This is a genomic window from Streptomyces sp. NBC_00358, from assembly GCF_036099295.1.
In the GTDB taxonomy this organism is placed as follows: Bacteria; Actinomycetota; Actinomycetes; order Streptomycetales; family Streptomycetaceae; genus Streptomyces.
Window position 1 is genome coordinate 6,673,893 of record NZ_CP107976.1, and the last position, 26,771, is coordinate 6,700,663.

Annotated in this window: 23 protein-coding genes; 14 read left to right on the forward strand and 9 right to left on the reverse strand. The window is 70.9% G+C overall.

Annotated elements, in window-relative coordinates; all coding sequences use genetic code 11:
• Positions 1-13: 13 nt before the first annotated feature.
• A complete protein-coding gene (cobT, locus tag OHT01_RS28395; protein WP_328555946.1) occupies positions 14-1,156 on the reverse strand; it encodes a nicotinate-nucleotide--dimethylbenzimidazole phosphoribosyltransferase in 1,143 nt (380 codons plus the stop codon).
• Between the two features lie 122 nt (positions 1,157-1,278).
• On the opposite strand from cobT, the gene OHT01_RS28400 reads away from it, so the two are divergent.
• Entirely contained in the window at positions 1,279-2,355 is a 1,077-nt protein-coding gene (locus OHT01_RS28400) for a class I SAM-dependent methyltransferase (RefSeq protein WP_328555947.1), read from the forward strand.
• Positions 2,356-2,401: 46 nt separating this feature from the next.
• Here the strand turns inward: OHT01_RS28400 and OHT01_RS28405 are convergent, their stop codons facing one another.
• Entirely contained in the window at positions 2,402-3,601 is a 1,200-nt protein-coding gene (locus tag OHT01_RS28405; protein WP_328555948.1) for a bifunctional adenosylcobinamide kinase/adenosylcobinamide-phosphate guanylyltransferase, read from the reverse strand.
• Between the two features lie 113 nt (positions 3,602-3,714).
• Between OHT01_RS28405 and OHT01_RS28410 the strand changes: the two genes are divergently transcribed.
• Positions 3,715-3,927: a hypothetical protein gene (locus OHT01_RS28410; protein WP_261706966.1), complete on the forward strand. Its 213-nt coding sequence runs from the start codon at positions 3,715-3,717 to the stop codon at positions 3,925-3,927.
• 320 nt (positions 3,928-4,247) lie between these two features.
• Here the strand turns inward: OHT01_RS28410 and OHT01_RS28415 are convergent, their stop codons facing one another.
• Both OHT01_RS28415 and OHT01_RS28420 read right to left on the reverse strand, forming a co-directional pair.
• Positions 4,248-4,949, reverse strand: a complete 702-nt coding sequence (locus OHT01_RS28415; protein ID WP_328555949.1) for a class I SAM-dependent methyltransferase — start codon at positions 4,947-4,949, stop codon at positions 4,248-4,250.
• 83 nt (positions 4,950-5,032) lie between these two features.
• Positions 5,033-5,659, reverse strand: a complete 627-nt coding sequence (locus tag OHT01_RS28420; RefSeq protein WP_328555950.1) for a DUF3043 domain-containing protein — start codon at positions 5,657-5,659, stop codon at positions 5,033-5,035.
• Positions 5,660-5,904: 245 nt separating this feature from the next.
• On the opposite strand from OHT01_RS28420, the gene OHT01_RS28425 reads away from it, so the two are divergent.
• From OHT01_RS28425 to OHT01_RS28450, 6 genes are all read left to right on the forward strand, one after another.
• Entirely contained in the window at positions 5,905-6,702 is a 798-nt protein-coding gene (locus tag OHT01_RS28425; protein ID WP_328558301.1) for a PspA/IM30 family protein, read from the forward strand.
• Positions 6,703-6,732: 30 nt separating this feature from the next.
• Positions 6,733-7,011: a PspA-associated protein PspAA gene (gene pspAA, locus OHT01_RS28430; RefSeq protein ID WP_328555951.1), complete on the forward strand. Its 279-nt coding sequence runs from the start codon at positions 6,733-6,735 to the stop codon at positions 7,009-7,011.
• 135 nt (positions 7,012-7,146) lie between these two features.
• Positions 7,147-8,379, forward strand: coding sequence for a sensor histidine kinase (locus tag OHT01_RS28435; protein WP_328555952.1), 1,233 nt, complete (start codon positions 7,147-7,149; stop codon positions 8,377-8,379).
• A complete protein-coding gene (locus tag OHT01_RS28440) occupies positions 8,376-9,059 on the forward strand; it encodes a response regulator transcription factor (RefSeq protein WP_328555953.1) in 684 nt (227 codons plus the stop codon). The genes OHT01_RS28435 and OHT01_RS28440 overlap by 4 nt, the downstream gene beginning before the upstream one ends.
• A 156-nt stretch (positions 9,060-9,215) precedes the next feature.
• Positions 9,216-12,365: an efflux RND transporter permease subunit gene (locus OHT01_RS28445; RefSeq protein ID WP_328555954.1), complete on the forward strand. Its 3,150-nt coding sequence runs from the start codon at positions 9,216-9,218 to the stop codon at positions 12,363-12,365.
• A gap of 236 nt (positions 12,366-12,601) precedes the next feature.
• Entirely contained in the window at positions 12,602-13,714 is a 1,113-nt protein-coding gene (locus tag OHT01_RS28450; protein ID WP_328555955.1) for a glycoside hydrolase family 19 protein, read from the forward strand.
• A 70-nt stretch (positions 13,715-13,784) separates the two neighbouring features.
• Here the strand turns inward: OHT01_RS28450 and nadA are convergent, their stop codons facing one another.
• Positions 13,785-14,969: a quinolinate synthase NadA gene (gene nadA, locus OHT01_RS28455; RefSeq protein WP_328555956.1), complete on the reverse strand. Its 1,185-nt coding sequence runs from the start codon at positions 14,967-14,969 to the stop codon at positions 13,785-13,787.
• Between the two features lie 336 nt (positions 14,970-15,305).
• On the opposite strand from nadA, the gene OHT01_RS28460 reads away from it, so the two are divergent.
• A complete protein-coding gene (locus OHT01_RS28460) occupies positions 15,306-15,662 on the forward strand; it encodes a HesB/IscA family protein (RefSeq protein ID WP_328555957.1) in 357 nt (118 codons plus the stop codon).
• Between the two features lie 197 nt (positions 15,663-15,859).
• Here the strand turns inward: OHT01_RS28460 and OHT01_RS28465 are convergent, their stop codons facing one another.
• Together OHT01_RS28465 and OHT01_RS28470 are read right to left on the reverse strand one after the other, a co-directional pair.
• Positions 15,860-18,310, reverse strand: a complete 2,451-nt coding sequence (locus OHT01_RS28465; protein WP_328555958.1) for a hypothetical protein — start codon at positions 18,308-18,310, stop codon at positions 15,860-15,862.
• Between the two features lie 209 nt (positions 18,311-18,519).
• Complete coding sequence (locus OHT01_RS28470) at positions 18,520-18,741, reverse strand: hypothetical protein (RefSeq protein ID WP_328555959.1); 222 nt, start codon at positions 18,739-18,741, stop codon at positions 18,520-18,522.
• Between the two features lie 133 nt (positions 18,742-18,874).
• Between OHT01_RS28470 and OHT01_RS28475 the strand changes: the two genes are divergently transcribed.
• Complete coding sequence (locus OHT01_RS28475; RefSeq protein WP_328555960.1) at positions 18,875-19,849, forward strand: carbohydrate kinase family protein; 975 nt, start codon at positions 18,875-18,877, stop codon at positions 19,847-19,849.
• Between the two features lie 131 nt (positions 19,850-19,980).
• On the opposite strand, the gene OHT01_RS28480 is transcribed toward OHT01_RS28475, so the two are convergent.
• Positions 19,981-21,363 (reverse strand): cysteine desulfurase/sulfurtransferase TusA family protein, encoded by a 1,383-nt coding sequence (locus tag OHT01_RS28480; RefSeq protein ID WP_328555961.1) that lies wholly within the window; start codon positions 21,361-21,363, stop codon positions 19,981-19,983.
• A gap of 270 nt (positions 21,364-21,633) precedes the next feature.
• Here OHT01_RS28480 and ctaC point away from each other — a divergent pair, with 270 nt between their 5' ends.
• From ctaC to OHT01_RS28500, 4 genes are all read left to right on the forward strand, one after another.
• The gene (ctaC, locus tag OHT01_RS28485) at positions 21,634-22,599 is read left to right on the forward strand and encodes an aa3-type cytochrome oxidase subunit II (protein ID WP_328555962.1); all 966 of its coding nucleotides are present in this window, start codon (positions 21,634-21,636) and stop codon (positions 22,597-22,599) included.
• Positions 22,596-24,332: an aa3-type cytochrome oxidase subunit I gene (gene ctaD, locus OHT01_RS28490; protein ID WP_328555963.1), complete on the forward strand. Its 1,737-nt coding sequence runs from the start codon at positions 22,596-22,598 to the stop codon at positions 24,330-24,332. The genes ctaC and ctaD overlap by 4 nt, the downstream gene beginning before the upstream one ends.
• Positions 24,329-24,727, forward strand: a complete 399-nt coding sequence (locus OHT01_RS28495; protein WP_328555964.1) for a cytochrome c oxidase subunit 4 — start codon at positions 24,329-24,331, stop codon at positions 24,725-24,727. The genes ctaD and OHT01_RS28495 overlap by 4 nt, the downstream gene beginning before the upstream one ends.
• A gap of 130 nt (positions 24,728-24,857) precedes the next feature.
• Entirely contained in the window at positions 24,858-26,129 is a 1,272-nt protein-coding gene (locus OHT01_RS28500; protein WP_328555965.1) for a L,D-transpeptidase, read from the forward strand.
• Positions 26,130-26,202: 73 nt separating this feature from the next.
• On the opposite strand, the gene OHT01_RS28505 is transcribed toward OHT01_RS28500, so the two are convergent.
• On the reverse strand, positions 26,203-26,604 hold the full coding sequence (locus OHT01_RS28505; RefSeq protein ID WP_328555966.1) for a hypothetical protein: 402 nt from the start codon (positions 26,602-26,604) through the stop codon (positions 26,203-26,205).
• Positions 26,605-26,771 lie beyond the last annotated feature (167 nt).

Here is a 26,771-nt window from a genome sequence, read left to right on the forward strand (position 1 = left end):
CCTGCCAGGCCTGTCAGGCCTCGGGCTGGGAGCCGGGCTCGGGCTCGGTGTCGGACGCGGCGACGGGCTCGGACTCCGGCTTGGGCTCGGCTGCGGGCGCCGTCTCCGGGGACGGGGCCTCCGGCAGGTCCGCGGCGAGGCTCGCGGCGGCCTGGACCAGGGGCAGGGCGAGCAGGGCGCCCGCACCCTCCCCCACCGTCACCCCGTGGTCGAGCAGCGGTTCGAGGGCCATCCGGTCCAGCGCCTTGGCCTGGGCCGGTTCCCCGCTGCGCTGTCCGGCCAGCCACCAGTCCGGCGCGCGGAACGCGACCCGCTGTCCGACCAGCGCACACGCGGCCGACACGACCCCGTCGAGAATCACCGGCATCTTCCGCGCCGCGCTCTGCAGCAGAAACCCGGTCATCGCCGCCAGGTCGGCCCCGCCCACCGTCGCGAGCAACTGGAGCTGGTCCCCGAGCACGGGCCGGGCCCGCCGCAGGGCGTCGCGCACCGCGGCGCACTTGCGCATCCACGCGAGGTCGTCGATGGGCCGCCCGCCCCGCCCGGTGACGACGGACGCGTCGGTCCCGCACAGCGCCGCGACCAGGACCGCCGCCGCCGTGGTCCCGCCCACGCTGATGTCGCCGAGCACCACCAGATCCGTACCGGAGTCCGCCTCCTCGTCGGCGATGGCGACCCCGGCCCGGAACGCGGCCTCCGCCTCCTCCAGGGTCATCGCGTCCTCGACGTCGATCCGGCCCGAACCGCGCCGGATCCGGTGCCGCACGACCTCGTCGGGGAACCCCTCGGGATCGGCCTCCAGCGCCATGTCGATCACCCGCACCGGCACACCGAGCCTGCGCGCCAGCACCGACGCGGGGCTCGCGCCCTCCAGGACCGCCCGTACCAGCAGGCCGGCACTGCCCGCGGGACGCGCCGACACGTCGAGGGCGGCGATCCCGTGGTCCCCCGCGAACAGCACCACACGCGGACGCTCGATCGGCCGCACCGGTACCGCGGACTGCGCCGCCGCCAGCCACTCACCCAGGTCGTCGAGGCGGCCCAGCGCCCCGGGCGGCACGATCCGGCGCTCCCGGTACGCCTCGGCGTCACGGCGTACGCCACCGTCGGGACGCTCGATCAGATCGGTGAAGTCGTCGAGATTAAGCGAGCTCATTCGCCGAACAGTACCGGCAGCGATCGAACACGTCCGCGCCACGTCGTTGCGCTCCGGATCTCTTTCACATACGTACCGTTTGTGTCGGATTGTCGTACGGCTCGTCCCCGACAGGAGCACCCATGCCTCCCACCCCACAGCCGGTCGCCGAACGCCGTGCCGCCTACGCGGCCGAACTCGCCCAGGGCACCGCCCGGTTCCACGAGCCGCGGCGCGCCGACTGCCCCTGGTGCGGCTCGAAGCGCCTGCGCACCCGGCTGCGTACGCCGGATCTGCGGCAGCGCAAACCGGGGACCTTCGTCGTCGACGAATGCGGGGACTGCGCCCACGCCTTCCAGAACCCCCGGCTCACCCCCGAAGGGCTGGCCTTCTACCACCGGGACCTCCGCGACCTCCCCGCGGACGCCCACGACAGCCTCGCCGAACGGCTGCTCGGCGCCCGCGGCGGAGCCGGACGCCACCTCGCGGCGGCCCGCGCCATGCTGCCCTTCCCGGAACCGGAGAGCTGGCTGGACATCGGCACCGGGCACGGGTACTTCCCGGCGGCGGCCAAGGAGGTCCACCCGTACACGTCCTTCGACGGGCTCGACCCGACGCGGCGCGTCGAGAAGGCGCGGGCGGCGGGGCGGGTGGAGGAGGCGCACGTGGGGCGGCTCACCGACCCGCGGATCGCCGAGCGGCTGCGCGCCCGCTACGACGTCGTGAGCATGTTCCACCATCTGGAGCACACACCCGACCCGCGCCAGGAACTGCGCGCCGCGCTGGAGGTGTTGCGCCCCGGCGGACATCTCCTCGTCGAAGTGCCCGACCCCGACTGCGCGTTCGGGTTGCTGCTCGGCAAGTGGTGGGTGGCGTACGGCCAGCCGCGCCATCTGCACCTCATGCCGCTGCCCAATCTGCTCGGCGAGCTCGAATCCCTCGGCTGCGTGGTCGTCGCGACGGACCGCAGGGAGCCGCACATCCCCGACGACCTCTCGGGCGCCCTCGCGCTGGCCCTCGGCCGCGTCCTCCCGGGACTCGACGCCCCCTGGCGTCCGGCACCCCCGACCCCGCTCCAGCGCACCGCGCGCCTGGCCCTGACCCGGGCGTCGGCCCCGCTCCTCGCCTCGACCGCCGCGCTGGACCGGCTGATGGCCCCCCTGCTCCGCCGCACCCGCTTCTCGAACGCGTACCGCGTGGTCGCCCGCAAGGAACCCTGAGACGACCACCCGGGACGGGGGAAGGGGGGAGCGAGGGCGGGCCGGGTCAGCCCCGCAGCTTCAGGGCCTGACCCGCCACCACCAGCAGCACGTGCTCGCACTCCCCGGCGAACCCCGCGTTCAGCCGCCCGAGTTCGTCGCGGTAGCGGCGCCCGGAGGCGGTGGCGGGGACGATGCCCGAGCCGACCTCGTTGGAGACGGCGACGAGCGTGCGACGGGTGGCCCGGACCGCGCCGACGAGCTCCTCCACCCGGGCGCGCAGGGCCCGTTCGCCTCCACCGGACCACTCGGCGTCGTCCCAGGCGTTCACCGTGTCCATGGCGTCCGTCAGCCACAGCGAGAGACAGTCCACGAGCAGGGGCGGGCCGTCCTCCGCGAGGAGGGGCACGAGGTCGCAGGTTTCGAGGGTGCGCCAGGAACCGGGCCGCCGCTCACGGTGGGCGCTGACGCGCTGCGCCCACTCGCAGTCCCCGTTGCGGGACCCTCCCGTGGCGACGTACACGACGTCGGGGAAGGCCTCCATCCGCCGTTCCGCCTCCACCGACTTGCCCGAACGCGCTCCGCCGAGCACCAGCGTCCTGCGTGGCACATCGGGTACGTCCTCGTAGACACCCACGTCGAGCGTCGTCCCGTCGGGCACGGCCCGCGCGCCCGCCGCGGCCAGCCGCCGCCGCAGTTCGGGGCCCGGCGGCACGTCATGGTCGAGGTGTACGCCGATCACGTCCGTCGTCGGGTCGACCGCGCCCACCGCGCGCAGCTTCGCCAGGGCGTCAGGACGTCCCACCACGTCGAGCAGGACCATGTGGTAGGCGTCGCCCTTCTCGTCCAGACCGGCCGGGGCCGCACCCGGCGGCAGGTACAGCAGCCGCCGCCCGTCCGGGCCGGTCACCGCGTACCCGGTGCCGGGCGCGTCCATCGGCACCGCCCGTACCCGGTGTCCCGTCAGCAGCGCCAACTCCCGTCCGTCGGGCACCCGGCCGGGCTGCGGGAGCCCGGCCGGCACCTCCACGGCGGGTCCGTCGTGCGGGTGCGAGAGCAGTACCTGCCGTACGCCGCCCAGCGAGTGTCCGGCGCGGGCGGCCGCGAACGCGGCGCCGGGGGTGAGGTCGAGGAGCAGTGTGCCGTCCACGAGCAGCGCGGTGGCCGCCCGCGCCCTCTCGCCGAGCGCGGTCGCGCAGGCGGCGCAGGGACAGTCGGGGCGGGGCAGGCCCGCGGGGGCACCGGTGCCGAGCAGAGTCAGTTCCACGTCGCCGATTTTTGCGTGTCCCCGCAGGTCTTGCGCGTCCGGCTAGGCTTCTGACGGGAGACGGATCTTGTCCGGCTTCCGCTGTGCAGTGTGCTCACACCTTGGAGGCGTACATGGCGGCATGGACGTGGCGGTTCGAGAAGTCCGACGGGACAGAGGTCCAACCCGCGGTGCAGCCCGAGGAGTTCACCACCCAGGGCGATGCCGAGTCCTGGATCGGTGAGGTGTGGAAGGACCTTCTGGCGGGCGGCGCGGACCAGGTGTTCCTCTTCGAGGACAGCACGCAGATCTACGGTCCGATGAGCCTGCACGCCGAACCGGAGTAGGCCGGTAGGGGTTGCCGGGCCACACCCCGGCAACCCGTCACCGCCCGCCCCGGCGCCCACCCGAGCGACAACACGGCACACCCAGGCAACCCGTCACCGCCAGGTCGGCCCCTCGTCGTCCGCCCCTGCCGGGCACGACAGGTCGGGGCCGTCGTCCGGTTCCGCGGGGGACGGCAGCCGGCCGGGTTCGCCGGGGGCGGGTCGGCCTTCGGCTCTGCCGGGCCGGGAGTCCCGGTGGCCCCGGAGCGTCCGGGGCCCGCCCGGGTCGTTCCGTCCCGCCCCGAAGGGGTCGTCCCGGACCCGCCCGGAGAGGGGGGGGGTCAGCCCCGCACACCGCACAGGTGCAGCAGCGCCGCCACCTGACGGTACGGATCCGTCCGCCCGGCCCGCTCCTCCGCGGCCAGCAGCGTCTCCGCGTCCGGCGGAACCGGCGCGCCGTCGGCCGCCGTGTCCGTGAACACCCGCACCCCGTACCAGGCGTGCAGCGGCGCACCGATCCCGGCGAGCGTGCCGGTCAATGTGGCGAGCCGGTCGGCCCGGACGTCGAGTCCCAGCCGGTTCGTGTACGCGGTGGTGTCGAACGAGGCCAGCGTCGACGGCCAGTCCCCGCCGAGTCCGGGCCGCATGGCCAGCGCGTCGGCGTTGCGCACCAGCACCGACAGCAGCCCGCCCGGGGCCAGCATCCGTGCCAGGCCCGCCAGCAGCGCGTCCGGGTCCTCGACGTACATCAGGACGCCATGGCACAGCACCACGTCGAAACTGCCCGGCAGGAAGTGCACGCCGGTCTCGCGCCCGTCACCCTCGATGAGGCGCACCCGGCCGCGGATGCCCTCGGGCTCGGCGGCCAGCGCCTGCCGGGCCACGGACAGCATCGCCGGGTCCTGTTCGAGCCCGGTCACCTGGTGGCCGGCGCGGGCGAGCCGCAGGGCCTGGGTGCCCTGCCCGGTCCCGACGTCCAGCACCCGCAGGCGCTGCCCCACCGGGTACCGCCCGGTTATCTGCTCGTCGAGCTGCCGGGCCACCAGCTCCTGTCGTACGACATTCCGCAGCCCGCCCAGCTTGCTCAGCCAGGCATCCGCCGCGCCCCCGGAGAATGACGTCGTGCTCAGGGCCGCTCTCCGCGCTTGACCTGCGGCTTCGGAAGCCGGAGTCGACGCATCTGGAGAGTGCGCATCAGCGCGTAGCGCACCGCGCCCTTCGTGGGCTGGTCGGGGAAGCGCGTGGCCAGCCGCTTCCGCAGACGGACCGCGATGAGGACCGAGTCGACCACGATCATCACGATGATGACCGCCCACAGCAGCAGCGCGACGTTCTTGAGCGCGACGTTCGGCACCACGCTCAGGACGAGGATGACCACGGCCAGTGGCAGGAAGAACTCGGCGATGCAGAACCGCGAGTCCACGAAGTCACGCGCGAACCGGCGTACCTGGCCCTTGTCGCGAGCGGGCAGGTAGCGCTCGTCGCCGTTGGCCAGCGCCTGGCGCTGGCGCTCCATCTGGACACGGCGGTCGTCACGCTGCCGCTTGGCCGCCTCCTTGCGCGTCGTCGGCGTCTGGGCGACGCTGCGGCGCTGGGTCTGGGCCTCACTGCGCTTCGGCGTGGGGCGGCCCTTGGGGGCCTGAGGGTCACGGGTCACTTTGGAGTCGGTCACCGCCGCCTTGTCGGCGGGGGCCTTCTCTTCCTTCGCGCGGCTACGGAACACAAAACCCAAGGGTACGGGGTCGGCGGGCATGGACGTCGATCGAGTGGGGAACGATCCGGCAACACCGTGCGTCTGTAGTGGGACAGAGGGGATGTCGCTCCGGGTGGCCCCCGGGTGGCACCTACTCCTCACGCCGGAGCGGTGGTGGGCGCAGTCGTCCTTGGGGATGAGCGCATCCGTCCCCGAACAGTGCGGTAATGGATGCAGGGCCCGTACTGTGGGTCCTGTTGCAGTACCTGGAGCTGGAGTCCGTCAGAAGGGGGCGCGCGAAGCCCATGAGCGGTGTCATGAAGCGTATGGGGATGATCTTCCGCGCGAAGGCGAACAAGGCCCTTGACCGGGCCGAGGACCCGCGCGAAACCCTCGATTACTCATACCAGAAGCAACTGGAGCTGCTCCAGAAGGTCCGGCGCGGTGTCGCCGACGTGGCGACCAGCCGCAAGCGTCTCGAACTGCAGCTGAACCAGCTCCAGAACCAGTCCTCCAAGCTGGAGGACCAGGGCCGCAAGGCCCTCGCGCTCGGCCGCGAGGACCTGGCCCGTGAGGCGCTGTCCCGCCGCGCAGCCCTCCAGCAGCAGGTCACGGACCTGGAGACGCAGCACCAGACCCTGCAGGGCGAGGAGGAGAAGCTCACCCTCGCGGCCCAGCGGCTTCAGGCCAAGGTCGACGCCTTCCGTACGAAGAAGGAGACGATCAAGGCCACGTACACGGCGGCCCAGGCGCAGACCCGGATCGGAGAGGCCTTCTCCGGCATCTCCGAGGAGATGGGCGACGTCGGCATGGCCATCCAGCGGGCCGAGGACAAGACCGCGCAGCTCCAGGCGCGGGCCGGCGCGATCGACGAGCTGCTCGCGTCCGGAGCCCTCGACGACCAGTCCGGGCTGGCCAAGGACGACATCCAGAGCGAGCTGGACCGGCTCTCCGGTGGTACTGATGTGGAGCTGGAGCTTCAGCGCATGAAGGCGGAGCTGGCCGGCGGCTCGTCGGCGCAGCAGCAGGCCATCGAGGGCGGCACGGGCAAGTCCCAGCCGTCGTCGCAGCCCCAGGACACTCCGCGCTTCGACAAGCAGTGACCTACCGGGCCCACGCCTGAGGAGGGCGACATGATCGTACGGATCATGGGGGAGGGGCAGGTGAGGCTGGACGACGGCCACCTCACCACCCTGAACAAGCTGGACAACGAGCTGCTCGCCGAAATGGAGAGGGGTGACGAGTCCGGCTTCCGCCGCACGCTGGGAGCGCTTCTGGACGCGGTGCGCCGCGCCGGGACCCCGCTCCCCGACGACGCCCTGGAGCCGTCGGAGCTCATCCTCCCGTCTCCGGACGCCACGCTCGACGAGGTCCGGGACATGCTGAGCGACGACGGCCTGATCCCCGGCTGAACCCGCGCCCCTTCCCCACGGAAGGGAACGCGGCCCGCCCACCTTCCCGAGCCGCTTGAGCGGCTTCCCGAGCGGGGTCGGGCGGGGCCGTACCGGGTGGGTTCAGGCCCGGCGGGGCCCCGTACCGTTGGGCGGGTGAGCACCCTGGAGCGCATGAGGGACTGGCTGCGGGCCCACCCCCTCGCCCTGGACGCCGGCCTCGCCTCGGGCGTCCTGGTCAGCATGATGGCCGGCTCCTTCGTCGACCCGCACGGGGCCGACGGCACGACCTGGGGCGCCCGCACCCCGGACGCCCTCAGCCTCGCCCTCATGGTCCTCGGCTCCGCGGCCCTGGTCTTCCGCCGCCGCGCCCCGATGAAGGTCCTCGCGGCGACCGTCGCCGTCTCCCTGGTGGAGCTGGTGACCGCCGACCCCCGCGCCCCCGTCGCGATGTCCGCCGTCGTCGCCCTCTACACCGTGGCCTCGGCCACCGACCGCCCCACGACCTGGCGCGTCGGCCTGGTCACCATGACGGTCCTCACGGCGGTCGCGATGCTCGCCGGGCCGCTGCCCTGGTACGCGCAGGACAACCTCGGCGTGTTCGCCTGGACCGGCATGGCCGCCGCGGCGGGCGACGCCGTCCGCAGCCGGCGCGCCTTCGTGCACGCGATCAGGGAACGGGCCGAACGGGCCGAACGCACCCGCGAGGAAGAGGCGCGCCGCCGGGTCGCCGAGGAGCGGCTGCGGATCGCCCGCGATCTGCACGACGTCGTCGCCCACCACATCGCCCTGGTCAACGTGCAGGCCGGAGTGGCCGCCCATGTGATGGACAAGCGCCCGGACCAGGCCAAGGAGGCGCTCGCCCACGTGCGGGAGGCCAGCCGGTCGGCGCTGAACGAACTGCGCGCCACCGTGGGCCTGCTGCGCCAGTCCGGCGACCCCGAGGCCCCGACCGAGCCCGCCCCCGGGCTGGCCCGGCTCGACGAACTCGCGGACACCTTCCGCAACGCGGGGCTCCCCGTCGAGGTGGCCCGCTCCGACGCCGGCACCGTGCTGCCCGCGGCCGCCGACCTCGCCGCGTACCGGGTGATCCAGGAGGCCCTGACCAATGTGCGCAAGCACGCGGGCCCCGGGGCGAAGGCCGAGGTCAGCGTGGTCCGGGTCGGGCCGATGGTGGAGGTGACCGTCCTCGACAACGGGCCCGGAAACCCGCCCGGACAGGACACCGGCGACGACGAGGGCGGCGGCCACGGGCTGCTCGGCATGCGGGAACGGGCCACCGCGATCGGCGGGAGCTGCACGGCCGGTCCCCGGTACGGGGGCGGCTTCCGCGTCCATGCGATCCTTCCGGTCGAGAACCGCACGCCTGCGCTGGGGGACCCCGTATGACCATCCGTGTCGTGCTCGCCGACGACCAGGCGCTGCTGCGCAGCGCGTTCCGTGTGCTGGTCGACTCGGAGCCCGACATGGAGGTCGTGGGCGAGGCGTCCGACGGCGCCCAGGCCGTGGCGGTGACCCGGGACGAGCGGGCCGACGTGGTGCTGATGGACATCCGGATGCCCGGGACCGACGGCCTCACCGCCACCCGGCTGATCACCGCCGACCCGGGCCTCGCGCACGTCCGGGTCGTGATGCTGACGACCTTCGAGGTCGACGAGTACGTCGTGCAGTCGCTGCGGGCCGGCGCGTCCGGATTCCTCGGCAAGGGCGCCGAGCCCGAGGAACTGCTGAACGCCATCCGGATCGCGGCCGGCGGTGAGGCGCTGCTGTCCCCGGCGGCGACCAAGGGGCTGATCGCCAGGTTCCTCGCGCAGGGCGACGGCGCCGACGACGGACGCGGGACCGCCCGCGCCGAGCGGCTCGACGCGCTCACCGGGCGCGAGCGCGAGGTGCTCGTCCAGGTCGCCGCGGGCCACTCCAACGACGAGATCGCCGAGCGTCTCGAAGTGAGTCCGCTCACGGTGAAGACACACGTCAACCGCGCCATGGCCAAGCTCGGCGCCCGTGACCGGGCACAACTGGTCGTCATCGCGTACGAGTCCGGTCTGGTACGCCCGAGGGTGGACTGAGCGTTACCTGGGCGTACTGCGCCTGGAGTAGGTTCCCGGTTAGGAAATGGACCCAGGGGCTACGGATCGTCGCCCGTTCATGGACCAGGGTGTGACGTGGGGAGTTCCCCCGTCCCCCGCATTCCGCTCGAACCACAGAAGAGAGACCCACCACCCATGTCCTGGCTGTCCAGATTCAGCCTCGCGCAGCGGGCCCTCATAGGGCTGATGTCGATCATCGCGCTCGTCTTCGGGGCGATAGCGATCCCCCAGCTCAAGCAGCAGCTGCTGCCCACCATCGAACTGCCCGTGGTGTCCGTGCTCGCGCCGTACCAGGGTGCGTCTCCGGATGTGGTCGAGAAGCAGGTCGTCGAGCCCGTCGAGAACAGCCTCCAGGCCGTCGACGGCATCACCGGTGTCACCTCCACCGCGAGCGAGGGCAACGCCGTCATCATGGCGTCCTTCGACTACGGCAACGACACCAAGCAGCTCGTCGCCGACGTCCAGCAGGCCGTCAACCGGGCCCGCGCCCAGCTCCCCGACAGCGTCGACCCGCAGGTCATCGCCGGTTCGACGGACGACATCCCGACCGTCGTCCTCGCCGTCACCTCCGGCCAGGACCAGCAGGCCCTGGCCGACCGGCTCGACCGCACGGTCGTCCCCACCCTCGAGGGCATCGACGGCGTCGGCCGGGTCGATGTCGCCGGTGTGCGGGACCTCCAGGTCACCGTCACGCCCGATGACAAGAAGATGGCGCAGGCGGGTCTCACCACGGCCGCCCTCGGCCAGACGCTCCAGGCGGGCGGGGCGACCGTTCCGGCCGGCTCGTTCGACGAGGGCGGCAGCAACCGCACCGTGCGGGTCGGCGGCGGCTTCACCTCGCTGAAGCAGATCCAGGACCTGATGGTCACGGGGCTGCCCGGCAAGAAGCCCGTGCGCCTCGGCAGTGTCGCCACCGTCAAGCAGGAGGAGGCCAAGGCCGACTCCATCACGCGTACCGACGGCCGCCCGAGCCTCGCGGTGACCGTCACCATGTCCCACGACGGCAGCGCGGTCGCCATCTCCGACGCGGTCAAGAAGAAGCTGCCCGGCCTGCGGGCCGACCTGGGCACGGGATCGGCGATCACCGTCGTCAGCGACCAGGGCCCGGCGGTCTCCAAGTCCATCCACGGGCTGACCACCGAGGGCGCCCTCGGCCTGCTCTTCGCGGTCCTGGTCATCCTGCTCTTCCTCGCGTCGGTGCGTTCGACGCTGGTCACCGCGGTGTCCATCCCGCTGTCCGTGGTGCTGGCCCTGGTCGTGCTGTGGACCCGTGACCTGTCGCTCAACATGCTGACGCTGGGCGCGCTCACCATCGCGATCGGCCGGGTCGTCGACGACTCGATCGTCGTCCTGGAGAACATCAAGCGGCACCTCGGGTACGGCGAGGAGCGCCAGGAGGCGATCCTCACGGCGGTGCGCGAGGTGGCCGGCGCGGTCACCTCCTCGACGCTCACCACGGTCGCCGTCTTCCTGCCGATCGGTCTGACCGGCGGCATGGTCGGCGAACTGTTCGGCTCCTTCAGCCTGACGGTCACGGCGGCGCTCCTCGCGTCCCTGCTCGTCTCGCTGACGGTCGTCCCGGTGCTCTCGTACTGGTTCCTGCGCGCTCCCAAGGGCACCCCGGCGGACGCCGAGGAGGCCCGGCGCCTGGCCGAGGAGAAGGAGGAGCGCAGCCGTCTGCAGCGCTTCTACGTCCCCGTCCTGCGCTTCGCGACCCGTCGCCGGCTGACCAGCGTGCTGATCGCGGCCGCCATCCTCGTCGGCACGTTCGGTATGGCGCCCCTGCTGAAGACGAACTTCTTCGACCAGGGCGAGCAGGAAGTCCTCACCGTCAAGCAGGCGTTGAAGCCGGGCACCAGCCTGGCCGCGACCGACACGCAGACGCGGAAGGTCGAGAAGGTCCTCGCGGGCGTCAAGGGCGTCAAGGACTACCAGGTCACCATCGGTTCGTCCGGCTTCCTGGCGGCCTTCGGCGGCGGTACGGACACCAACCAGGCGTCGTACCAGGTCATGCTGGAGGACTCCGCGTCCTCCAAGGACGTCCAGGCCCGTATCGAGAAGGGGCTCGGCGGGCTCTCCGGCGCCGGCACCCTCACGGTCTCGGCCGGCAACGGGTTCGGCAGCCAGGACCTCAAGGTCGTCGTGAAGGCGGCGGACGGCGACGTCCTGCGCAAGGCGGCCGGCCAGGTCCGCGACGAGGTGGCCAAGCTCGACGACGTCACCGACGTCACGAGCGACCTCTCCCAGAGCGTGCCGCGCATCTCGGTCACCGCCAACTCCAAGGCGGCGGCGGCCGGTTTCAACGAGGCCACGCTCGGCGCGGCCGTCACCCAGGCGGTGCGCGGCACGACCACCGGCAAGGCGATCCTGGACAACACCGAGCGGGACGTGGTCATCAAGACCGCCGAGCCGGTCGGCACGCTCCAGGAGCTGCGCGGGCTGCGGCTCGGCGCGGTGAAGCTCGGTGACATCGCCGACGTGAAGCTGGTCGACGGACCGGTCGCGATGACCCGGATCGACGGCCAGCGGGCCGCCACGATCACGGCCAAGCCGACCGGCGACAACACCGGCGCGGTCAGCGCGGACCTCACGGCGAAGCTCAAGACGCTGAAGCTGCCCGCCGGTGCCACGGCGTCGATCGGCGGTGTCTCGTCGGACCAGAGCGACGCGTTCAAGAACCTCGGCCTGGCGATGCTCGCGGCGATCGCGATCGTCTTCATGCTGCTGGTGGCGACGTTCCGCTCGCTGGTCCAGCCGCTGATCCTGCTGGTGTCGATCCCGTTCGCGGCGACCGGCGCGATCGGCCTGCTCGTCGTCACGGGTACCCCGATGGGTGTTCCCGCGATGATCGGCATGCTGATGCTCATCGGCATCGTGGTGACGAACGCGATCGTGCTGATCGACCTCATCAACCAGTACCGCGCACAGGGTCATGGCGTGGTCGAGGCCGTGATCGAGGGCGGCCGGCACCGGCTTCGCCCGATCCTGATGACGGCGCTGGCGACGATCTTCGCGCTGCTGCCGATGGCGCTGGGCGTGACCGGTGAGGGCGGCTTCATCGCGCAGCCGCTCGCGGTGGTCGTGATCGGCGGTCTCATCACATCGACGCTGCTGACGCTGCTGCTCGTTCCGACGCTCTACGCGATGCTCGAACTGCGCAAGGAGCGCCGGGCGAAGAAGCGGGCGGCGAAGCGGGAGCCGGCGGCGGAGAACGCCGAGCCGGGCGAGTCCGGCGAGAGCGCCGTCGGTGACGAGGACAAGTCCCCCGAACCGGCCGGAGTCTGAGCCGATCGCAGGAAAGGGCCCCCGCCCCGGCGTTCACACGCCGGGGCGGGGGCCCACCGCTTTCCGGCCACACCGGGACCGCCGGGATCTCGGCCACACCCGAGCCTCCCGGAATTGGTCCATACCAAAGTCTTGACGGGCCTTTGCTCGCGCCTTAAAACAACGGGTGAACACAACTCTTTCGACCCCCCACCAGGGCGACCGGAGCACACCTCGGCGAAAGGTATGACATGGGCATGCAACTTCGATGGAGGCGTGCGGCGTACGCCGCGGTCGGCACTCTCGCACTCGGACTGCTGAGCGTGCTCCCGGCCTCGCCCGCGGCGGCCGCAACAGGGCAGATCAGCGGCCTCGCGGGCAAGTGCGTCGACGTGGCCGGCGCGGGCACCGCCAACGGCACGGCCGTCCAGCTCTACGACTGCAACGGCACCGCCGCGCAGCAGTGGAACGTCGGTGCGGACGGAACGGTCCGGGCGCTCGGCAAGTGCCTGGACGTCACCGGCAACTCGACCGCCTCGGGTGCCCAGCTCCAGCTCTGGGACTGCAACGGCGGCCCCAACCAGAAGTGGGTCGTCACAGCCGCCCGGGACATCGTGAACCCCCAGGCCGACAAGTGTGTCGACGTCACCGGGAACAACTCGGCCAACTCCACCCGGCTGCAGATCTGGACCTGCACCGGCGGCGCGAACCAGAAGTGGACGGCCCCGGCCACCGGGGGCGGCACCCCGAGCGGATTCGTCGTCTCCGAGACCCAGTTCAACCAGATGTTCCCGAACAGGAACTCCTTCTACACCTACAGCGGACTGACCGCCGCGCTCGGCGCCTATCCCGCCTTCGCCACGACCGGCAGTGACACGGTCAGGAAGCAGGAGGCCGCCGCGTTCCTCGCCAACGTCAGTCATGAGACCGGCGGGCTCGTGTACGTGGTGGAGCAGAACACCGCCAACTATCCGACGTACTGCGACTGGAGCCAGTCCTACGGCTGTCCGGCCGGGCAGGCGGCGTACTACGGGCGGGGTCCGATCCAGCTCAGCTGGAACTTCAACTACAAGGCGGCGGGCGACGCGCTCGGCATCGACCTGCTGGGCAACCCCTGGCTGGTGCAGAACGACGCGGCCGTGGCCTGGAAGACGGGTCTTTGGTACTGGAACACCCAGTCGGGCCCCGGCACGATGACCCCGCACAACGCGATGGTCAACAGCGCCGGCTTCGGCCAGACCATCCGCAGCATCAACGGCTCGCTGGAGTGCGACGGCAGGAACCCCGCGCAGGTGCAGAGCCGCGTGGACGCCTACCAGCGCTTCACGTCGATCCTCGGCGTCGCGCAGGGAGCCAACCTATACTGCTGAGCGGACCGGCGACACGGCAAGGGGCGCCCCTCGGTCATGAGGGGCGCCCCTTGCCGTCGAGCCGTCAGGTCTACGGCAGCGCCAGCATCCGCTCCAGCGCCAGCTTCGCGAACGCCTCGGTCTCCTTGTCGACCTCGATGCGGTTGACGAGGTTGCCCTCGGCGAGCGACTCCAGGGTCCACACCAGGTGCGGCAGGTCGATGCGGTTCATCGTCGAGCAGAAGCACACCGTCTTGTCGAGGAAGACGATCTCCTTGCCCTCGGGCGCGAAACGGTTCGCCAGGCGCCGTACGAGGTTCAGCTCCGTGCCGATCGCCCACTTGGAGCCGGCCGGGGCGGCCTCCAGGGCCTTGATGATGTACTCCGTCGAGCCGACGTAGTCCGCCGCCGCGACGACCTCGTGCTTGCACTCGGGGTGCACGAGGACGTTGACGCCGGGGATGCGCTCGCGCACGTCGTTCACCGAGTCCACGCTGAAGCGGCCGTGCACCGAGCAGTGGCCGCGCCACAGGATCATCTTCGCGGAGCGGAGCTGCTCCGTGGTCAGTCCGCCGTTGGGCTTGTGCGGGTTGTAGAGCACGCAGTCGTCCAGGGACATGCCCAGGTCACGGACGGCGGTGTTGCGGCCGAGGTGCTGGTCGGGGAGGAACAGCACCTGCGAACCCTGCTCGAAGGCCCACTCAAGGGCCCGCTGGGCGTTGGACGACGTACAGATCGTGCCGCCGTGCTTGCCGGTGAACGCCTTGATGTCCGCGGACGAGTTCATGTACGAGACGGGCACGACCTGCTCGGCTATGCCGGCCTCGGTCAGTACGTCCCAGCACTCGGCGACCTGCTCGGCGGTGGCCATGTCGGCCATCGAGCAGCCGGCGGCGAGGTCCGGCAGGACGACCTTCTGGGCGTCGCCCGTGAGGATGTCGGCGGACTCCGCCATGAAGTGCACACCGCAGAAGACGATGTACTCGGCCTCCGGACGGGCCGCCGCGTCCCGGGCCAACTTGAACGAGTCGCCCGTGACGTCCGCGAACTGGATGACCTCGTCGCGCTGGTAGTGGTGGCCGAGCACGAAGACCTTGTCGCCGAGCTTCTCCTTGGCCGCGCGGGCGCGCTCGACCAGGTCCGGGTCGGACGGCGAGGGCAGGTCGCCGGGGCACTCGACGCCTCGCTCGCTCCTCGCGTCGGCCTCACGGCCGAGCAGCAGCAGGGCGAGGGGCGTCGGCTGTACGTCGAGCTCCTGGGTCTGGGCGGTGGTCACGACACGCACCCTTTCTGTTCTGCGGGTCGCCGGGCTCCTAGGGGAGCGGCCCGGCGGAACGATGCCTTTTCGTCGATTTGACGCTATCTATCATAACCGCTTCACGTCACGTTGACGATGGCCATAGCGTCCATGTGACGTGAATCCCGATCGCCTCTCCGGCGGGTGACACCCGGGCGTCCGTGGCGTTGTCCACAGGCCGGTGTTCGTGCGGGGGCGCATGTGCGAGCATGAAGAGAGAAGGCAAAAGACATGAGCTCGGCCCGGAATGAATCCGCGGCCCCGCCGGTTGCAACCGTCGGCAAGCAGTCTCCGTACAACCCGGGAGAGAAGCAGATGTCCGTATCGGACGAGACCACCACCGTGAGCGACGGCATCATGCTGTCCGACGCCGCCGCGGGCAAGGTCAAGGCCCTGCTCGACCAGGAAGGCCGCGAGGACCTGGCGCTGCGCGTCGCCGTTCAGCCCGGCGGCTGCTCCGGCCTGCGATACCAGCTCTTCTTCGACGAGCGTTCGCTCGACGGCGATGTCGTCAAGGACTTCGACGGTGTGAAGGTCGTCACCGACCGCATGAGCGCCCCGTACCTGGGCGGCGCTTCGATCGACTTCGTGGACACCATCGAGAAGCAGGGCTTCACGATCGACAACCCGAACGCGACGGGCTCCTGCGCCTGCGGCGACTCCTTCAGCTAATCCGCGACCGGCGGGGCCCGGGACCGTCCGGGCCCGTGATCGGCCGGCCCCGACTGCCACTGAGCCGAGCCCGCGGCTCACGGCTCCGGCCGAACGCGTACGTACACGCCGAGTACGGACGAAGGCGGCGTCCCCCTTTGACGGGGACGCCGCCTTCGCGTATCCGGAACCTCCGCGTATCGGGTACCGCGCTACCGCTACCGCGCCGACTTCGCCGTGGATGTCTCGGGCAGACCGAAGTTCCCGTGGTGGACCGCCTTGCCGTTCGTCCCCACCACCGCGCGGCCGTCGAGCGGCTTGTCCAGGTGCACCGTCTTCCGGTAGATCTTGGCGATCATGATGCAGACCGTGTTCTTCCAGGGCTTCTCCGTCACGGTCACGGTCACCTTGCCGGAGCTCTCGCTCGCCGACGCGGTGTAGTCGGCGCACACTCCGCCGGTGAAGACGACCGTCAGGTCGCTGCCGTCCGCCGTGTAGCCCTGGACGGCGACGTCACGGGTGGCCGCCGGTGAGGACGGCTGGTCCCGCGGCCCGCTCGGATCGGCGCTCGGCCGCCACACGGGCACCGACGGTGAGGCCGACGGTGTCCCCGGGTCCAGGAACTTCGGGTCGACCGCCGGATGCGTCACGGTGTACGTGTCGCTCGCGCTCGGCGACCGCACCTCGAACAGCCAGGACGGCACGAGCACCTGCCGCCCGTTCGCGCGGTGCGCGGCCAGTCCGAAGGTGGCCTTCTCGACGGTCACCGACTGCGGCTGCGGTGCCGGGGTCGGGTGCTCGCACGGCATCTCGTCCCGGTCCTTCAGCGGTACGGGGCTGGCGCAGCCGCCGATGCCCATGCGCCGGTCGCCCGACGCCGACGCCGACTTGTTCATCAGGTCCAGGGTCTTGCCCGCGCTGACGACCGGGTACGCGTCGCCCCCCACCGGCTCCTTCAACTGGCCGCTGCCGCCGATGACATGACCCTCCACGTTGATCTGCAGGCCGGTCGTCCACCCGTACGTGGGCAGCCCGCCGATCACCGGGTCGGCGTTCACCACCCTTACCTGGCCCATGAGTTGGCTCGCGTCCGTCTTCGCGTCGTCCTGGCCGACGGCCTTCAGCACCGGCGCCGCCGCCTTCTCGGCCGCCGCCTCGCTCACCGGGCCCGGTCCCATCCCGGCCAGGGAGCCGGAGCCGACGGTCCGGCACGGCTTGCCCTTGGGGCAGTTGTCGGTCCCGGGAAGGTAGGAGCTGAAGGTCCAGGTCCCGGGGGCGTTCACGTTCACCCGCAGGTTCGGCTCGGCGCCGTCCTTGCCGGTGCCGACCGTCCAGGCGTCCCCGACGAGCCGCGGGGTGCCCGCCAGGTCCAGCGCCTTCGCGAGCCGGGCCACCTCGGCCCGGGTCACCGTGCCCTCGGCCCACTGGACGCGCGCCGAGCCCGGTCCCGCCGGGAGCGAGCCGGACGCGTGATAGGTCGTGCCGTAGGGGTCCGGCTCTCCGGGCGCGATGCCCGCGGTGCCGCCCGTGGCCCCGGTGCCCGTGGTGTAGCCGTCGAGGGCGAGCCGCGGGGGAGCGGAGCCGTCGCCGGCCGCACCGGAACGGCCGCCACCGGAGGCCGTCGCGGCGACGTAGGCTCCGCCGCCCCCGACGATCAGCACGGCCGCGACGACCGAGGCGACGGCCATCGGGGTCCGCCGCCGACGCCGCGCACCCGGCCCGACACCCCCGGGCACGGAACCTGCGGCAAGGCCGCCGACACCCTCGACGAGAGCGCCCTCACGCTCCCCTGCGCCGGCGTTCTCGCGGGCGCCCGTGACACCGTCTCCTCCGGGAGACCCGTCGGACCCGTCTTCGCCGGTGCTTCCGCCCACACCTTCGACACCGCCCTCACGGGGGCCTTCGGCAGTCCCCTCGGCGTTGCTCTTGCGGGGGCCTCGGGCCGTCCCGTCGGTGCCGCTCCGGCCGGGACCGCCGGCCGTCCTCTCGTCGGCGGGGCTTCCGACCGGGCCTTCGGCCGAACCTTCGGCAGGGCTTCCGCCGGGACCCTGGGCCGTCCCTTCGGTACTGCCCTCGGCGAGGCCCGGGGCCGTTCCTTCGGTGCTGCTCTCGCCGGGACCTTCGCCCGTCTCCTCGGTGCTGCTCCGGCCGGAACTGTCGGCCGTCACTTCGGCGCTGTCCTCGGCAGTGGCTTCGGTCGGCCCTTCGGCGGGGCTTGCACCGGGACCTTCGCCCGTCTGCTCGGCGCTGCTCGGGCCGGGACCGCCGGCCGTCCCTTCGGCGCTGTCCTCGGCAGTGCCTTCGGCCGGCCCTTCGGTGGGGCTTGCGCCGGGAGCGTCAGCCGTCCCTTCGGTGCCGCCCGCGGCAGTACCTTCGGCCGCCCCCGCGGCGGGGCTTCCGCCAGGGCCCTCGGCGCTGTCCTCGGCAGGACCTTCGCCGGGAGCGTCGGTCGTCGCCACGGCGGGGCCTCCGCCGGGGCTCCCGGGCGGGCGCTCGCCGGGATCTTCGGCGGCGCCCTCGCCAGGGCGCGCGGTCGTTCCGTCGGTGGTGCCCTCGGCGGGTCCACCGGCGGACCCGTCCGCCGCGTCCTCGGCGGGACCCGCGACCGCGTCCTCGGCGGGACCTTCGCCGGGATCGGTCACGTCGTTGTCGGGTCGCTCGGTGCCCACCGCATCGCTCCTTCGGCTCCACTGCTGTCCTATGACCCGGCCCTGTCAATGACGGGCACTCCAGGGTCGTATGGCGCATCCCCTATACGGGGGACAGCGATGGGACGCAGCGGGGGAGCGCACGGTTCCCTGCGAGCGCTCTCCGACTTCACCCGTTCGGCGCCGCCGGGCTCTCACCCGTACGGCGGCGCCGCTCGGGCCGAGGCCGATCAGTCGCCGTAGTCGGACATCGCGTCCAGCAGCCGGGCGGAGGTGGGCGGGACGGTCACCCCGTGGATGAGGGAGAGGGAGACGTGAAGGGGAGGGACCGGTGCGGGAGCCGACCAGTGGCCGGCCATCCGGGCGCAGTCGCCGCGCAGCGACGCCAGATCGCCTTCCAGGTCACTGACCGGGCCGAGCGGAGCGGTGTCATGGACCTTGAGGTTCGTCATACCGGAACCGTATGCACCGTTGCCGTCACGAAGAAAGATCTACTATCGGGTAGTTTTGGCCCTTCAGGGGTCGTGCGCGGACCCGGTAGCGTTAACTGTCAATCCCCTCCCCTCGCAGGAGTGTGTCCTAGCCGTGCGTATCGCAGTCACCGGCTCCATCGCCACCGACCACCTCATGACCTTTCCCGGCCGCTTCGCCGACCAGTTGGTCGCCGATCAGCTGCACACGGTCTCCCTCTCCTTCCTGGTCGACAACCTCGACGTCCGCCGGGGAGGGGTCGGCGCGAACATCGCGTTCGGTATGGGCCAGCTCGGTACCCGTCCGATCCTGGTCGGGGCCGCGGGCTCCGACTTCGACGAGTACCGCGCCTGGCTGGACCGGCACGGTGTCGACACCGCCTCCGTCCGTATCTCCGAGGTGCTGCACACCGCCCGCTTCGTGTGCACCACGGACGCCGACCACAACCAGATCGGCTCCTTCTACACCGGCGCGATGAGCGAGGCCCGCCTCATCGAGCTCAAGGCCGTCGCGGACCGGGTCGGCGGACTCGACCTCGTCCTGATCGGCGCTGACGACCCCGAGGGCATGCTGCGCCACACCGAGGAGTGCCGCACGCGCGCGATCCCGTTCGCCGCCGACTTCTCGCAGCAGATCGCGCGGATGAACGGCGACGAGATCCGGGTCCTGCTGGACGGCGCGACGTTCCTCTTCTCGAACGAGTACGAGAAGGGGCTCATCGAGTCCAAGACGGGCTGGACCGACGAGGAGATCCTCTCCAAGGTCGGCCACCGGGTCACCACCCTCGGCTCGCGCGGTGTGCGCATCGAGCGCGCGGGCGACGACCCGATCGAGGTCGGCTGCCCCGAGGAGGAGCTCAAGGCGGACCCGACCGGCGTCGGCGACGCGTTCCGCGCCGGCTTCCTCTCCGGTCGCGCCTGGGGCGTCTCCCTGGAGCGCGCCGCCCAGGTCGGCTGCATGCTCGCCACCCTGGTCATCGAGACGGTCGGCACGCAGGAGTACCAGCTGAGCCGCACCCACTTCATGGACCGCTTCACCAAGGCGTACGGCCACGAGGCCGCCGCCGAGGTCCGCGCGCACCTCTCCTAGGCAAGGAGCCGGGCCCGCCTCCGCCGCAAGGAGGTCCGGGCCCGGCTCGCCCGGGCGGCAGCGGGAACCCGCCCCGCCCCGCGGATGTCCTGACCCGTCTCGCGAGCCCGGCGGGAACGGCCGGGCAGGTCCTAGGACAGCCGGCGGACGACATACGCCGAGCCGTGGTCCGCCCCCTCCTCGCCGACGTACTCCTGGCCCCGCATCTCGCACCACGCGGGGATGTCGAGGCGGGCCGCCTCGTCGTCGGACAGGACCCGGACCGTGCCGCCGACCGGCACGTCCCCGATGACCTTGGCCAGCTCGATGACGGGGATCGGGCAGCGCCTGCCCAGCGCGTCGACGACGATCGCGTCGACGGCCGCGGGGACCTTCGTCACCGCCGTCGGCGCGCCCAGCTTCTCGCGGACCCCCGAGACCACGCCCGGGAGGACGGCGAGGAAGCGGTCGACGTCCTCCTCCGGGGTGCCGGGCGGCAGCGACACCCGCACGTTGCCCTCACTCAGGACGCCCATGGCCTTCAGGACATGGCTGGGCGTGAGGGTGCTGCTCGTACAGGACGAGCCCGAGGAGACCGAGAAGCCCGCCCGGTCCAGTTCGTGCAGCAGGGTCTCCCCGTCGACATAGAGACAGGAGAAGGTGACGATCCCCGGGAGCCGGCGGACCGCGTCGCCGACCACCTCGACATCCGGCACCAGTGCGGGCACCCGTGCGCGGATCCGCTCCGTCAGTTCACGCAGCCGTACCGCCTCCACGGCCGCCTCCGCGCGGACGGCTCGCAGCGAAGCCGCCGCCGCCACGATCGCCGGGATGTTCTCGAACCCCGCCGCCCGCCCCGACTCCCGCTCGTCCGCGGGCCCTTGGGACGCGAACCGCACCCCTTTGCGTACGACGAGCAGTCCGACACCCGCGGGGCCGCCCCATTTGTGGGCGCTCGCCGTCAGCAGGGACCAGTCGCCCTCCACCCGTCCCCAGCCCAAAGACTGCGCCGCGTCCACCAGCAGGGGCGTCCCCGCCTCCCGGCACATCTGTGCTACCTCGGCCACCGGTTGCTCCGTGCCCACCTCGTGGTTGGCGGACTGGAGACAGGCCAGAGCGGTGTCGGGGCGCAGGGTCGCGGCAAAGGAAGAAGGGGACATCCGGCCCGCGCGGTCGACCTGGACCCGGGTCACCGCGCCGCCCGACGCCTCGTGGGCGTCTGCCGAATGGAGTACCGACGAGTGTTCGACGGCTGACACGATCAGGTGGTTTCCGACGCGCCGTCGGCCCGCCAGGGCACCCTCGATCCCGGAGTGCACCGCGCGGGTGCCGGAGGCGGTGAAGGCCAGTTCGTCGGGGCGGCAGCCCACCGCGTCGGCCGCCGCCTCGCGCGCCGCGTCGAGGAGCAGCCGGGCCCGCCGGCCCTCACGGTAGAGGCGGGCGGGATCGGCCCACCCCTCGTCGAGCGAGGCCAGCAGGGCCTGTCGGGCGACGGGGTGCAGCGGAGCCGCGGACGCGGCGTCGAAGTAGGACACGCCACCACGCTAGCCCGTGCTCCCAAGGGGGCGTCAGAAGCCATCCGGACTGGGGCATTCCAGGAGTCCGCGGAGTGCCTCCCAGGCGAAACAGCACTCCTTCGGGGAGTCGGGCGGCGCGTTGGGCACCCTCCCCGCGCGACCCCAAATAGCGTCCAGTAGGGTTTGGTCCGCATAAACATCCAAACCCCTGCCCGACGCAGGGCGGCGACCGGACCAGCGAGAAGGCCGCAGCCAACAGCGCGGGCGAGACTCTCGGGAAGGCGCTACGTGAGTCCCAACGGCTCCGACCGCTCGCCGCGGCGCCCGATGCGGCGGAAGCTGCTGCAGGCAATGACTGCGGGCCTGGTCCTGGCGACAGCCACTGGTTGCTCGTACAACTGGGAAGACTTCCCCCGCCTTGGTATGCCCACCCCGGTCACGGAGGAGGCTCCGCGGATCCTCTCCCTCTGGCAGGGCTCGTGGGCGGCCGCGCTCGCCACGGGCGTGCTGGTCTGGGGCCTGATCCTGTGGAGTGTCATCTTCCACCGGCGCAGCCGGACCAAGGTCGAAGTTCCTCCGCAGACCCGGTACAACATGCCCATCGAGGCGCTGTACACGGTGGTCCCGCTCATCATCGTCTCGGTGCTGTTCTACTTCACCGCGCGCGATGAGACGAAGTTGCTCAGCCTCAGCCCGAAGCCCGACGTCACGGTCAACGTGGTCGGCTTCCAGTGGAGCTGGGGCTTCAACTACATCGAGAACGTCCCCGGTTCCACCGGGAACGCCAAGACCGACCCGAACCTGGCCGCCATTCCGGACCGGTTCAAGAAGGACTTCCCGGCGAACGCCGGCGGTGTCTACGACGTCGGCACGCCCGCCACGAAGAACCCGCAGACCGGCAACCCCGGTCCGACCCTCTGGCTCCCCGAGGGCAAGACGGTCCGCTTCGTCCTCACTTCGCGTGACGTCATCCACTCCTTCTGGGTGGTGCCGTTCCTCATGAAGCAGGACGTCATCCCGGGGCACACCAACTCGTTCCAGGTGACCCCGAACCACGAGGGCACCTTCCTGGGCAAGTGCGCCGAGCTGTGCGGCGTCGACCACTCCCGGATGCTCTTCAACGTGAAGGTCGTCTCCCCCGAGCGCTACGAGGCCCACCTCAAGCAGCTCGCGGTCAAGGGACAGACCGGTTACGTCCCGGCCGGCATTGAGCAGACGGGCCACGAGAAGAACCGGGAGACGAACAACCTGTGAGCATCCTCAACGAACCCCAGGGTGCCGACGCAGCCGAAGACTCGTACGAGAACGAGCTGCCCGTACGGCGCAAGCAGCCCGGCAGCGTCGTGATCAAGTGGCTCACCACCACTGACCACAAGACGATCGGCACGCTCTATCTGGTGACGTCGTTCGCGTTCTTCCTCATCGGTGGCGTCATGGCGCTGCTGATGCGTGCGGAACTGGCGCGTCCCGGACTGCAGATCCTGTCGAACGAGCAGTTCAACCAGGCGTTCACGATGCACGGCACGATCATGCTGCTGATGTTCGCGACGCCGCTGTTCGCCGGTTTCACGAACTGGATCATGCCGCTCCAGATCGGCGCGCCCGACGTGGCGTTCCCGCGGCTGAACATGTTCGCCTACTGGCTGTACCTCTTCGGCTCGTCGCTCGCCGTCGGCGGCTTCCTCACCCCGCAGGGCGCGGCCGACTTCGGCTGGTTCGCCTACAGCCCGCTGTCGGACGCGGTCCGCTCGCCGGGCATCGGCGCGGACATGTGGATCATGGGTCTGGCCTTCTCCGGCTTCGGCACCATCCTCGGCGCGGTCAACTTCATCACCACGATCATCTGCATGCGCGCTCCCGGCATGACGATGTTCCGTATGCCGATCTTCGTGTGGAACGTGCTGCTCACCGCGGTCCTGGTGCTGCTGGCCTTCCCCGTCCTCGCGGCGGCGCTGTTCGCGCTGGAGGCGGACCGAAAATTCGGGGCGCATGTCTTCGACGCGGCAAACGGCGGAGCCCTGCTCTGGCAACACCTCTTCTGGTTCTTCGGCCATCCAGAGGTGTACATCATCGCCCTGCCGTTCTTCGGCATCATCTCCGAAGTCATCCCGGTGTTCTCGCGCAAGCCGATGTTCGGTTACATGGGCCTGATCGGCGCGACCATCGCGATCGCCGGTCTCTCCGTGACCGTGTGGGCGCACCACATGTACGTCACCGGTGGCGTTCTGCTCCCGTTCTTCTCCTTCATGACGTTCCTCATCGCCGTACCGACCGGCGTGAAGTTCTTCAACTGGATCGGAACGATGTGGAAGGGCTCGCTGTCCTTCGAGACACCGATGCTCTGGGCCGTCGGCTTCCTCATCACCTTCACCTTCGGTGGTCTGACCGGCGTCATCCTGGCCTCGCCGCCGATGGACTTCCACGTGTCCGACTCCTACTTCGTGGTGGCGCACTTCCACTACGTCGTCTTCGGCACCGTGGTGTTCGCGATGTTCTCCGGCTTCCACTTCTGGTGGCCGAAGATGACCGGCAAGATGCTCGACGAGCGTCTCGGCAAGATCACCTTCTGGACGCTGTTCGTGGGCTTCCACGGCACGTTCCTGGTGCAGCACTGGCTGGGTGCCGAGGGCATGCCGCGTCGTTACGCGGACTACCTCGCGGCCGACGGCTTCACCGCGCTGAACACGATCTCGACGATCAGCTCGTTCCTGCTCGGCCTGTCGATCCTGCCGTTCCTCTACAACGTGTGGAAGACGGCGAAGTACGGCAAGAAGGTCGAGGTCGACGACCCGTGGGGTTACGGCCGTTCGCTGGAGTGGGCGACCTCCTGCCCGCCGCCGCGGCACAACTTCCTCACCCTGCCGCGGATCCGCAGTGAATCCCCGGCGTTCGACCTGCACCACCCGGAGATCGCCGCTCTCGACCAGCTCGAGAACGCCGGTCACGGTTCGGCGTCCCTCGCTGGTGGCAAGGAGGCCGGCAAGTGAAGGTCCAAGGCAAGATGTTCCTCTGGCTGGCCGTGTTCATCCTCATCATGGGGATCGTCTACGGCGTGTGGTCCAAGGAGCCGGCCGGTACCACGGCCCTCTTCATGGGCTTCGGCCTCAGCATGATGATCGGCTACTACCTGGCCTTCACGGCCCGGCGGGTCGACCAGCTCGCGCAGGACAACAAGGAGGCCGACGTCGCGGACGAGGCCGGCGAGGTGGGCTTCTTCAGCCCGCACAGCTGGCAGCCGCTCTCGCTCGGGGTCGGCGGCGCGCTCGCCTTCACCTCCGTCGTCTTCGGCTGGTGGCTGCTGTACTTCTCGGCACCGCTCATCGTGCTCGGCCTGTGGGGCTGGGTCTTCGAGTACTACCACGGTGAGAACCGCACCCAGTAGCACGCGCTGAACGCCCGGGAGCCCGGACACTCCGTCAGGAGAGTCCGGGCTCCCTCGTTTGCCGCGGCTTCTGTCCCTCACTCGGCTCACCCGGCGCGCCGTGCTTGACGAGCGTTCATAACGTGAGCTCATGAACCACTCACCGCGAATCCGCACGGTCGTCAGCTGCACCGCGCTGGTGGTCGCCCTCGGAGCGGGCGCCACCGCCTGCGGCTCCGACGGCCACCCGCTCTCGGCGAAGCCGTACGACGCGGCGGGACAGATCTCGTTCAAGGGCCTCGCCGGAGACGGTAGGAAGTCGGCCAAGGTCGACCCCGACAAGCCTCTGGAAATCACCTCCGAGAGTGACAGCGGGCGCATCACCGACGTGACCGCCACGGACGCGTCAGGACGCTACGTCGCGGGCGAACTGGCCGCCGACGGCAGCCGCTGGCACAGCACCTCGCCGCTCGCCGCAGGCGCCCACTACACGGTCCGTGTGAGCACGGAGGACGAGGACGGCGCCCCCGGCCGCAAGGTCATCGGCTTCGACACCAGCACGCCCAGGACCAAGAAGCTGCTGAACGTCGAGTTCGGGCCCAAGGCGGGCAAGTACGGCGTCGGCCAGCCCATAACCGCCGAACTCAGCGCCCCCGTCAAGGACAAGGCGGCCCGCACCGTCGTCGAACGCGCCCTCAGGGTCGACTCCACCCCCGCGGTGGACGGCACCTGGTACTGGGTGGACGACAAGACGCTGCACTACCGTCCCAAGGACTACTGGCCCGTCCACGCCACCATCACGGCACACAGCAACCTCGCCGGCGTCAGGATCGGCGAGCGCCTGTGGGGCGGCGACGCCAAGCCTGTGAAGATCACCACGGGCGACCGCCTGATCGCCATGACCGACGCCGCCACGCACTCCATGACGGTCTACCGCGACGGCCAGGACATCAAGGAGATCCCCGTCACCACCGGGAAGCCCGGCTTCGACACCCGCAACGGCGTCAAGGTCGTGCTCGGCAAGGAGTCCCTCGTACGGATGCGCGGTACCAGCATCGGTATCGCCGAGGGCAGTTCGGACTCCTACGACCTGGAGGTGCGCTATGCGACCCGGGTCACCTGGAGCGGCGAGTACGTCCACGCCGCGCCCTGGTCGACCGGCTCCCAGGGGTACGCCAACGTCAGCCACGGCTGCACCGGCATGAGCACCGAGAACGCCGAGTGGTTCTTCGACACGTTCAACGAGGGCGACATAGTCAAGGTCGTCAACTCCGACGGCAAGACGATGGACGCGTTCGGCAACGGGTTCGGCGACTGGAACCTCGGCTGGAAGAGCTGGCGCGCGGGCAGCGCCCTGGTGGGCGGCTCCCCGGACGCGCCGAGCCCGGCCCAGCGCGCGAGGCTGCGTCCCGAGAGCGTGTGAAGCCGCGCTCCCCGAGTGTGTGCGAAGGCCGCGCCCCCAGGGAGGGGGCGCGGCGCTCGGCCGACCGGGTCCCTCAGGCGCTCTGCAGGTTCCTGCGACGCAGCAGGGAGGCCAGCGAGGCGGCGAACTCCACCGGGTCGACCGGAAGGGTCACCGCGGCGTCCGCGCGGCTCCAGGTGGCCAGCCAGGCGTCCTGCGGGCGCCCGATGAGCACCAGCGCGGGCGGGCAGTTGAAGATTTCGTCCTTGATCTGCCGGCAGATCCCCATGCCGCCCATCGGGACCGCCTCGCCGTCCAGGACGCAGACGTCGATGCCGCCCTTGTCCAGCTCCTTGATGACGGCGGCCGGCGTCGCGCACTCGATGAACTCGACGAGGGGAACGTCCGGGGCGGGCCTGCGCCCAGTGGCGAGCCGCACCTGTGCGCGGGTGTTGGAGTCATCGCTGTAGACCAGCACCGTGGCGGTCGGCTGCATTCTTCCTCCGAGACGTCAGCGTCGTACGGACAGCAAGCGATCGGGCTGATCGTCCCCGGCCCGATGCGCGGATGCTACTCCCTTGAACACCTCGTCAACACCGGTTCGGACAGGGCTTCGATGGGCCATACGGGCTGGACACACCCCGTCAACACCCCGAACGGCAC

Excerpts from the sequence above, each read along its gene's own strand:
- cobT (WP_328555946.1), bottom strand. The coding sequence starts at position 1,156 with ATGAGCTCGCTTAATCTCGACGACTTCACCGATCTGATCGAGCGTCCC.
- OHT01_RS28400 (WP_328555947.1), top strand. The coding sequence starts at position 1,279 with ATGCCTCCCACCCCACAGCCGGTCGCCGAACGCCGTGCCGCCTACGCG.
- OHT01_RS28410 (WP_261706966.1), top strand. The coding sequence starts at position 3,715 with ATGGCGGCATGGACGTGGCGGTTCGAGAAGTCCGACGGGACAGAGGTC.
- OHT01_RS28420 (WP_328555950.1), bottom strand. The coding sequence starts at position 5,659 with ATGCCCGCCGACCCCGTACCCTTGGGTTTTGTGTTCCGTAGCCGCGCG.
- OHT01_RS28425 (WP_328558301.1), top strand. The coding sequence starts at position 5,905 with ATGAGCGGTGTCATGAAGCGTATGGGGATGATCTTCCGCGCGAAGGCG.
- pspAA (WP_328555951.1), top strand. The coding sequence starts at position 6,733 with ATGATCGTACGGATCATGGGGGAGGGGCAGGTGAGGCTGGACGACGGC.
- OHT01_RS28440 (WP_328555953.1), top strand. The coding sequence starts at position 8,376 with ATGACCATCCGTGTCGTGCTCGCCGACGACCAGGCGCTGCTGCGCAGC.
- OHT01_RS28445 (WP_328555954.1), top strand. The coding sequence starts at position 9,216 with ATGTCCTGGCTGTCCAGATTCAGCCTCGCGCAGCGGGCCCTCATAGGG.
- OHT01_RS28450 (WP_328555955.1), top strand. The coding sequence starts at position 12,602 with ATGCAACTTCGATGGAGGCGTGCGGCGTACGCCGCGGTCGGCACTCTC.
- OHT01_RS28460 (WP_328555957.1), top strand. The coding sequence starts at position 15,306 with ATGTCCGTATCGGACGAGACCACCACCGTGAGCGACGGCATCATGCTG.
- OHT01_RS28470 (WP_328555959.1), bottom strand. The coding sequence starts at position 18,741 with ATGACGAACCTCAAGGTCCATGACACCGCTCCGCTCGGCCCGGTCAGT.
- OHT01_RS28500 (WP_328555965.1), top strand. The coding sequence starts at position 24,858 with ATGAACCACTCACCGCGAATCCGCACGGTCGTCAGCTGCACCGCGCTG.
- OHT01_RS28505 (WP_328555966.1), bottom strand. The coding sequence starts at position 26,604 with ATGCAGCCGACCGCCACGGTGCTGGTCTACAGCGATGACTCCAACACC.